Source organism: Paraburkholderia sp. BR10937 (assembly GCF_040965695.1).
GTDB lineage: Bacteria > Pseudomonadota > Gammaproteobacteria > Burkholderiales > Burkholderiaceae > Paraburkholderia.
On sequence record NZ_JBFRCL010000030.1, the window covers coordinates 98,232 to 107,160 of the forward strand.

At 63.0% G+C, this 8,929-nt stretch carries 6 protein-coding genes; 4 read left to right on the forward strand and 2 right to left on the reverse strand.

Annotation, left to right across the window (positions count from 1 at the left end; genetic code table 11):
* Complete coding sequence (locus AB4Y44_RS24305; protein ID WP_342919616.1) at window positions 1–438, reverse strand: hypothetical protein; 438 nt, start codon at window positions 436–438, stop codon at window positions 1–3.
* Between the two features lie 215 nt (window positions 439–653).
* Window positions 654–2,576: a hypothetical protein gene (locus AB4Y44_RS24310; RefSeq protein ID WP_368701103.1), complete on the reverse strand. Its 1,923-nt coding sequence runs from the start codon at window positions 2,574–2,576 to the stop codon at window positions 654–656.
* A gap of 649 nt (window positions 2,577–3,225) precedes the next feature.
* Here AB4Y44_RS24310 and AB4Y44_RS24315 point away from each other — a divergent pair.
* The 4 genes from AB4Y44_RS24315 (at window position 3,226) to AB4Y44_RS24330 (ending at window position 8,431) form a co-directional block, all read left to right on the forward strand.
* The gene (locus tag AB4Y44_RS24315) at window positions 3,226–4,119 is read left to right on the forward strand and encodes a LysR family transcriptional regulator (RefSeq protein ID WP_368701104.1); all 894 of its coding nucleotides are present in this window, start codon (window positions 3,226–3,228) and stop codon (window positions 4,117–4,119) included.
* Window positions 4,120–4,213: 94 nt separating this feature from the next.
* A complete protein-coding gene (locus AB4Y44_RS24320) occupies window positions 4,214–6,172 on the forward strand; it encodes an aconitase family protein (RefSeq protein WP_368701105.1) in 1,959 nt (652 codons plus the stop codon).
* Window positions 6,173–6,220: 48 nt separating this feature from the next.
* Window positions 6,221–7,675: an MFS transporter gene (locus AB4Y44_RS24325; RefSeq protein WP_368701106.1), complete on the forward strand. Its 1,455-nt coding sequence runs from the start codon at window positions 6,221–6,223 to the stop codon at window positions 7,673–7,675.
* Between the two features lie 126 nt (window positions 7,676–7,801).
* The gene (locus AB4Y44_RS24330; RefSeq protein WP_368701107.1) at window positions 7,802–8,431 is read left to right on the forward strand and encodes a lytic transglycosylase domain-containing protein; all 630 of its coding nucleotides are present in this window, start codon (window positions 7,802–7,804) and stop codon (window positions 8,429–8,431) included.
* The last annotated feature ends 498 nt before the right edge of the window (window positions 8,432–8,929 follow it).

Below are 8,929 nucleotides of genomic sequence, written 5' to 3' on the forward strand. Positions count from 1 at the left end.
CTAGTTGGTGCGGTAGGTGGTCGTCGACGATTGCAGCTTGGTGAGCGCGCCGTTCTTGAGCCGGAACCAGCCTTCCGAGCCTTGCATCACGACTTCGTCGGGTTGCCAGAACACGCGCTTGATCGTCATGTGTGTGCTCACGTGCTGCACGAGCGGCGGATTGTGGCGAAAGTCGTACAGCACGGGGCCGTAGGCGGTCTGCACGAGCATGCGCGTAATCGTGCTGTTGTCGCGGCCCACTTCGTCGAAATGGGCGAGCGTCTTCGCGTCGAAGCGGTCGAAAACATCCTTGCCGAGGACCGCCACGAAGTCGCGGTCGTCGCGCACGAACTGCACCGTGCCTGCGGGGGTGGCGAACGAGCCGGTCGCGTCGCTTTGCGCATGAGCGCAGGTCGCGAACGAGGCGGCGGTGAGTGCGGCGAGTAACAGTCGTTTCATGTTGCTTTCCAGTGGGTTCGCAGCATTTTCGTTCATTTCTGTCGCTGCGTCGAAAATTTGCACATCAGGAAGCGCGGCGTCGTCTCACACCAGGGTTCGCACAAGCATGCCTCGCCGCCTGTACGAAAGAGGCGCCCGGCCCGCGGAACAGTGTCCGCGGGCCGGGCGCCTCAGGGTCCGGCGTTTTCGTGCGGCCAGGCGGCCGCCCAGTTCGCTCAGTTCGGCACGTAGCCCGTGGGCAGCGTCGCATTGGCGCTGGCCACCGAAGCGTTCTGCGAAATCACATACACCGGCGATTCGGTCAGGCTCAGCGCGACCTTGCCGTTGGTGTAGTTCTTCGTCGTCGGATTGCCCATTTCGTCGAGCACGGTGACCGTGCCGCTCGTGCCGGGTGCATCCACCGCGAGGCTGTAGCCCACGCTATAGGTCGAGCTGTAGCCGGCGCTCGCGCTCCACACGCTGTTGTTGTGCGTCCAGAGGGCCGTGATGACCGCGCCGTTGTTGAGCTGCTGGAACGCGTAGGCGTAGACACCCGAAGGCGTCATCTTCACCGGACCGAGCGTGTTGGAGCCGTCGAGAATACGCGTCATCGCCGCGACGGACATCGCCGCGGGCTTCGGGCTGATGTTCTGCGCGCCATACTGACCCTGTGCGTCGGCGAGATCGAAGAACGTGCCGTAGCCCACGAGGCCCGGGAAGTCCGCACCGTAGAAGATCCAGGTTTGATCAGCGCCTTCACCCAGAATGATCAGGTGGCTGCGGGCCACTACCGCGCCTTGTGCGTACAGGATATTGCCGGTCGGATAGTTGGGACCGTACGACGAACCGTTGTCGTAGCTGATGCCAAGCTCCGTGCTGAACAGCTTCATGCCGGGCTTGTAGTCAGCCGCCATTTCGCTGCGCAGCGCACGCATTTGCCCCATCAGCGAGCCGGACGCGTTGGCCGGATCGGTTTCCTGACGCTCGGGCGGGAACGAAGGCGAGCTGCCGTTGATGTCGTAGTAGCCGTGCGTCGTCACGCCGTCGATGTCCTGCGCGTAGCCGAGCGGCGCGAGGGCCTTGAGGTGATCGGCGGTGCCGGACGGCGCCGTATCGGTCGGCCCCATCACGACTGCGTGTGGATCGGTCGAGTGAATACCCTGATAGACGGCCTGATAGAGCTGCACGAATTGCGTGTCATTGCCTTGCCATTGGGCGTCCGGTTCCCAGGTGAGCTGGTAGTAATTCGACGCCTGCTTCGGAAAGTAAGTCGTCCGAATGAGGTTCGATTCCGTACCGATCCGGCTCATGTAGTTCTGGTAGTACGAGAGGTTGCTCGGCGGCAGGGCTTCGTCCTCGAACGCGCCGTTCGGGCTCGCCCAGGCGGGGATGCCGTCCAGACGCACGAGCCGCATCACGTTGCCCGCGGTGTAGAACGGGTCGAGGTTGTTGGCGTTCGGGTTGAAGGTGTTGGGGCCATTCGGCTCCATGTTGTATAGCTCGCGGTGGTCATAGGTCCACGAGATGCCGAGCGAGGAGAGCACGGAAGTGTTGTCGTCTTCGCCTTGCATGCCGAAGCGGTGCAGGTCCTGATGCGGATACGTCACCGTCGGCACGATGCCGGCCAGATTGGGCAGCACGCCGAAGGTCGCGGTGCCGGCGGGGCGGGTGCCCAGTTCAGGGAGCTGACCACCGGCGGTGGCGAGCCTGGCGGTCACGGAAAAGTAGCCTGCGAGCGTGGACGTGCAGCTCAGCGTGGTGGTCTGCGGGCCTGCCGTCACGCGCAGGCTGCCGCTCGTGACCACCTTGCCGAGATGGTCGCTGATCGACCAGTTCACCGTGTCGGCTGCGGGTGCATTGGTGGTGAATGCGAGGGGGAACGCCGTACCCGAGGCGAAGATACGGCCGCTCTGCGTGGTCGGCGTATCGGCGCTCACCAGCTCGCTGCTGGAGCTCGCGCTCGATTTCACGGCGGAGCCGCAGTGCAGCGTGCCGCGCGTGGTGGTGGCCGCATTCGCGCTGGCGTCCGTGGCGGCCGCGTCACTCGCGCTTTGTGTCGTGGCCGAGGCATTGGTCGCTTCCGTGCCGGAGCTTCCGGAACCGCCGCCGCACGCCGCGAGGAATAGCGACGACGACAGCAAGAGATAGAAGAGTTTCATCGATCGAAGAAAAAAAAGACAAAACGACGCCCAGCCGGCGAAGGTGCGCGATGCGCGCCCAGATGCTGGCTAAGGTCTGAAGAATGAGATTTAACGAACGGCCGCTGCACAACGGCTCGATGAGCCCTGCGCCCGCTACGTGCGCCGCGCGGCTCGCGCTATTGCGCGAACCTGCGTATCTGTCCTTTTGCTTTCGCGCGGGTAAATATTGCACCCTCGCTACGGCTGCCCCGTCGGGAATTTCGGCCCTGCGCTGGATCCCTGAAGGAGGGGAGACGTGCGCAATTTTTTCGGACGAAGATTACGAAGTCACTGCTTGAAGTCAGATGCGCGGCGGATATTACCGATAATTCCCCCTGACATGTGAAAATCAGACGTAACAAAATGTCACACGAATTGTCTCCAGTTTCAATTACCGAAACTTAGTCAATTTCCGCCAATAGCAAGGTATTAATTACATCAAATCAAGGAGGTAATGCTTACTGCATGGATTGCGTGTTTCGCCTGCTATTGCCCGCAATATCGGCAGTTCTGGCACGGTCTGAAGTGTGCGGATGTAATTAATTCTTTGGTCTATATTTCCCTTTTAATTTCCTTTCTGATTTAATCGGGTCGGACGTTAATTGACTCTGCTGATATTATTGCGGGCATGCGAATCGATCCCTATAGCCTCGAGCTGTTCATTTCGGTGGTGGAGGAAGGCTCCATTGCGCGGGCGGCCAGCCGCAATCACATCGCGCCTTCGGCACTGAGCCGCCGCATGGCGGATCTGGAAGCGGCGATGGGGCTGCCCTTGCTCATTCGCTCGTCGTCGGGCGTCGAGTTGACCGAGGCGGGCCGTCACGCGTTTTCACGCGCCGTGGCGGTGCACGACCAGTTGCAGTCGCTGGCGCGCGAAGTCCAGTCGCTCAGCGGCGAGGTGGCGGGTGTGGTGCGCCTGTTCGCCAACGCGTCCGCCATCGTTGGTTTTCTGCCGGAGCGGCTCAAGGTCTTTCAGGCGCGCTACCCCCTCGTGCAGATCGCCCTGACCGAACAGATCAGCGACGAGGTCGTGCGGGCCTGCATGGAAGATCGCGCGGACGTGGGGATTTCCGCCAGCGCCAGGATTCCCGGCGGGCTGGATTCGTGGCACTTCGCCGACGACCCGCTCATGGTCGTGCTGCCGCCCGAGCACGACCTGGCCGCCATGTCCGCACTCACGTTCAAGGACGTGCTGCGTTTTCCGCTCGTGGCCCTGCAGGCGGGCGGCTCGCTCGACCAGATCCTCAAGGAGCGCGCTGCCGCTGCGCGCGTGCCGCTCAGGATTCCGGTGACGGTCAACAGCTTCGACGCCCAATGCCGCATGGTCGAGGCGCGGCTCGGCATCTGCATCGTGCCGACCAGCGCGGCGTCGGCCTTCGCGGGCTCGCCGGGGTTCGTGCGCCGGCCGCTCGACGAGCCCTGGGCGACGAGCCGCAGTCTGCAACTGCACGCGTTGCGCAAGTCGCCGCGCCTGCGGGCCGTGCAAGCCTTGATCGACACGCTCGTCCAGCGCGAGGGTTAACGAGGACATCGCGAGCGGCGATGCCCCCTTTGCCGATCGAGCACTTCATCGCGCCGCCCGCCGCCGTCTAGATTTCCCCTCAAGGAGAAATTGGATGGCAATACTGGAATCGACTGGGCGCGTACTGTTTCTTTGCAATGACCCGGAGCAGGTCGAGCGGCAATTGAACGGCGCCGATCTGCAAGGCGTGACGCCGGGCGCATTGAGAGACGACGTCTCGACCGACGAGATCACGCCGATGAGCGTGCTCACGCGCTTCGACGATCGCCTCGGCCGCGTGCCCTACCTTGGCTTTCAGGCCGGCGGGCGCAATCCTGTTGGTATGGATTCCGTACGGAATGGCGGATTCAGCGTGACCGTGGCCGGCAATCGCTACGGCAAGGGATCGTCGCGCGAGCACAGCCCGCTGGCCGAATTCCGTGCGGGCATCCGGCTCGTCATCGCGCGCAGTTTCGAGCGCATTTATCGGCAGAACGCCGACAACATCGGCCTGTTCACGTCGACGGATTTCGGGCTGATCGAGCGCATCCGGCGTGGCGAACCGGTCGATATCGAGGAGCTGGTTGCCTCCCGCGACGGCCTTGCGGCTTCGATTCTGCGCAGCGGCGGGTTGTTGAAATACGGCGCGCAATCCATGCGGCAAATTGCGCAAGCCACGCATCGCGCACAGTACGCACCGCTCACACTCGCGCAAAAAATCCTCGCACGCCATGTATTGCGCACGGAGCACACAGGCGACTCGCTCACGCCGGGCGCGGGCGCTTTCGTGCGCGCGGACTGGCGTTTCATCCACGAGTACTACACGGGGATGGCAGCGCACATGCTGCATGCCACGTTCGGCAATCCGCTTTCGCTGCACGGTCCCGAGACCATACTGGTGTTCGAAGATCACCTTTCCTATTCGCATAAGAGCGAGCTGCATGTGCGCAATGGACTGTTGCCCGATGTGCGCGAGCTTTCGGCGGCGCACCGGCAATTCGCGCACGACTATGGTTTGCGCAATCACGGCTATTCGAGCGAGTTGGACGGCGGCATTCGCGAAGGCTCCGAGGGCATTTCGCACGCAATGATGGCCGAGCGCTATGCATTGCCGGGGCAGGTCGTCGTCGGTACCGATTCGCATACGCCGCATAGCGGGGCGCTCGGGTGTCTCGCGTTCGGCGTGGGTACCACCGACATGGCGAATGCGTTCGTGACGGGCGCGGTGCGCATGACGGTGCCGCAGTCGTTGCGCGTGAATTTCCACGGCTCTATTCCCGCAGGTGTGACGGCGAAAGACCTCGTGCTGCACCTGCTCGCGCAGCCCGGCATTCGCGCCGGCGCAGGCGTGGGAAAAGTGTTCGAGTTCGCCGGCTCCGCGGTCGCGCGATTGAGCACTGACGAGCGCACGACGCTCACGAACATGACGGCGGAACTGGGTGGCTTCACGGGCATCGTTGCACCCGATGAAGAAACCGTACGTTTTTTGCGGGCGCGGCGCGGCATCGAGTTCGCCATCGAGCCGTGGATGTGCAGCGACCCGGACGCTGTGTATGCCGAAGTCATCGATATTGACTGCGCTCACCTCTCGCCCATGCTCGCCGCGCCTGGCGACCCCGGCAACGGCGTCGCACTGCATGAACTCGAAGCGAGGCCGCGCATCGACATCGCCTATGGCGGCTCGTGCACGGCGGGCAAGCGCGAAGACTTCGACCACTACCACGAAGTGCTGGCGTGGGCGGCGGCGCGCGGCCTACGCGTACCTGCAGACGTGAAGCTCTACCTGCAATTCGGCACGTCCGACGTGCGCGACTATTGCGTGCGACGCGGCTATATCGCGGCCTTCGAGCAGGTGGGCGTCATACTCCTGCAGCCCTCATGCGGTGCGTGCGCCAATTGCGGACCGGGGGCATCCGTCGACGCGGGCCAGGTCACGATCAGCGCGATCAACCGCAATTTCCCGGGGCGCTCGGGGCCTGGCCGTGTGTGGCTCGCGAGTCCGCCGACGGTTGCGGCGAGCGCGCTCGCGGGAGAGATCGCTTCATTTGACGAATTGAAAGCGCGATATCCGTGAGCCAGGTGCCACAAACAATTGATTCGAACTACTACATTGGAGACAGACATGGCCATTCTGGAGGGCGCGGCGAATCTGCGGGCCGCTGACCATGGAACACCCGTCGATGCAAATGCGGCTGCCGACGGCAGCGCGCAGTACGGCGCGATATCGGCCCGTCTCGACCGGCTTCCGGCCACGCGCGCGGTATGGAAGCTGATCTTGCTGCTCAGCCTCGGGTTCTTCTTCGAACTGTACGATCTGCTCTTCACCGGTTATGTCGCACCGGGTCTGGTCAAGAGCGGCATTCTCACTTCGACCACGCCGGGCCTCTTCGGCACTTCGGGCGTGGCGAGCTTCATTGCCGCGCTGTTCTGCGGCCTCTTCATCGGCACGGCCGCGTGCGGCTTCCTCGCGGACCGCTTCGGGCGGCGCGCCATCTTCACGTGGTCGCTGCTGTGGTACGTCGCGGCGAACACGGTCATGGCCTTCCAGGATACGGCGAGCGGCCTGAATCTTTGGCGTTTCGTCTCGGGACTGGGCATCGGCGTCGAACTGGTGACGATCGGCACGTACCTCTCCGAGCTTGCGCCCAAACACCTGCGCGGCAGGGCGTTCGCCGTGTGCCAGGCGATCGGCTTTTCGGCGGTGCCGGTCGTGGCGTTTCTTTCGTGGCTTCTGGTGCCGCGTGCGCCGCTGGGGCTCGATGGCTGGCGTTGGGTCGTGCTGCTGGGCGGCATCAGTGCACTCTTTGTCTGGTACTTCCGGCGCAATCTGCCCGAGAGTCCGCGTTGGCTCGCGAGTAAAGGGCGCACCGACGAAGCCGCAGCGGTATTGGCGGACCTCGAAGCAAAGGTGGCACGGCAGTACGGTGCGCCGCTGCCTGCAGTCGGCCCAGCCGACCCGGTGCCGCGCAAAGCGGGGTTCGCGGACATGTGGAAGCCGCCGTACGGCAAACGCACCGTTATGCTCATCGTCTTCCATATCTTCCAGACGGTGGGCTTTTACGGCTTTGCGAACTGGGTGCCCACGTTGCTCGTGAAGCAGGGCATTACGGTCACGTCGAGCCTCATGTACACCACGGTAATCGGTCTCGCTGCGCCGCTGGGTCCGCTGCTTGGCTACTGGATTGCCGACCGCTTCGAGCGCAAGCATGTGATCGTCGGCATGGCGGCGATCAATATCGTGAGCGGTCTGTTGTTCAGCCAGGCGTCGGCGGCGGTCGCGATCGTGACGCTCGGCGTGCTGCTGACGCTCGCCGGCAACATCATTTCGTTTACCTATCACACCTATCAGCAGGAGCTTTACCCCACGGCCGTCCGCGCGCGCGCCGTGGGCTTCGTCTACTCGTGGAGCCGTCTCTCGGCGGTGTTCAGTTCCTTCGTCATCGCGTTTACGCTCAAGGCGTTCGGCGTGACAGGCGTGTTCGTTTTCATCGCGGGGGCGATGGCGCTCGTGATGGTGTCCATCGGCCTGATGGGGCCCCGCACGCTCGGCAAGTCGCTGGAGAGCATTTCGCATTGAGCGGTCCCCGCGCTCTGCCCACGCGTGTTTACGCAAATTTTTCGTAAGAGCGTCATCTTTTTCTGAAATTGTTCGGTCGACCGGCGTAGCCTTTCAAGGAGTTTGACAAGTAAAGCGCTAACGCAAATGAACAACAATCCCGGTGATCGGCGAGGCGCTCGTTCGCGTGGCCTTCGCGCGCTCGTTCTGGCGGCGCTCCTGGTGGGTGGTGCGTTCAACGGAACGACCTATGGGGCCGACGCATCGGTCGTTGTGCCGACCGGACCCGCCTATGACGCCGTCCCACAGGGCATACCGACAGCCGAAGACATCGCGACGATGTTGAACTTGCGGTTTCATATCGGCCTGCACGATGCGCTGAAAATCGGCGAGGCGGTGCTGCAAGCTGCACGACGCGACACGATTTCGCCGATTCTGCTGCTCGCGGTCATCGCCGTCGAATCGAATTTCGACCGCTTCGCCGTGAGTGTCGCCGGCGCCAGGGGGCTCATGCAGATCCTGCCGTCGCAGCACAGGGACATCGTGCTTCGTGCTTCCGATCTGACCGACGCGGGCACCAACGTCAGCATCGGGTCGTCGATCCTGCGCGACTACATCGAGGCTTCCGATGGGGACGTTCATGACGCGCTTCTGCGCTATAGTGGTGGCGCTAGAGACTACCCGAGGCGCGTGGCCGATCGCGTGAGCGTGATCAAGACGGCATTCCCCGTCCAGCCGCGTATTCCGGCATCCGCAGCAGCGGCGCATTTCCAGTAACGACGCTTGCGTGGGAGGTACAACAATCATGAATCAGCCAACTGCTCACCTCACCGAGCCCATCCTGGCCGCGGACTCGTCCGTCTGGTTTTCGGCTTACCGGTTTGGGTGGGGATATTGCGCCTATTCACTCCCTCGCGAGGTCCTTTGCGATAAGCTGGGTGCGACGGACGGGTCCCCGAAACAACTCATGCTGGCATTTGCGCTCAATAAATCGAGGCTCGTTCGCGTAATCGAGCATCGATATCCTCTACTCGTCAACGAGCGCATCACACTGGCGGCCACCGATCTCTGAGTGCGTACTGCCTGGCTCGCTCGCGACTATAACCCCGACTGATCAGCGCGAACCCCCGAGACCTACGTCAAGGGGGTAATGCCGTTCAGTTAAGGTCTTTTTTAAGGTACCGAACGGAGTAACGCGAGGGGCGGGACTTGACGACCCGGTCGCATGCGCGGCCGGGTCGTTTTTCGTTGGGAAGAGACTTCAGCCGCTCCCGC

Coding starts and splice junctions, on each gene's coding strand:
- AB4Y44_RS24310 (WP_368701103.1), bottom strand. CDS start 2,576: ATGAAACTCTTCTATCTCTTGCTGTCGTCGTCGCTATTCCTCGCGGCG.
- AB4Y44_RS24320 (WP_368701105.1), top strand. CDS start 4,214: ATGGCAATACTGGAATCGACTGGGCGCGTACTGTTTCTTTGCAATGAC.
- AB4Y44_RS24305 (WP_342919616.1), bottom strand. CDS start 438: ATGAAACGACTGTTACTCGCCGCACTCACCGCCGCCTCGTTCGCGACC.
- AB4Y44_RS24315 (WP_368701104.1), top strand. CDS start 3,226: ATGCGAATCGATCCCTATAGCCTCGAGCTGTTCATTTCGGTGGTGGAG.
- AB4Y44_RS24330 (WP_368701107.1), top strand. CDS start 7,802: ATGAACAACAATCCCGGTGATCGGCGAGGCGCTCGTTCGCGTGGCCTT.
- AB4Y44_RS24325 (WP_368701106.1), top strand. CDS start 6,221: ATGGCCATTCTGGAGGGCGCGGCGAATCTGCGGGCCGCTGACCATGGA.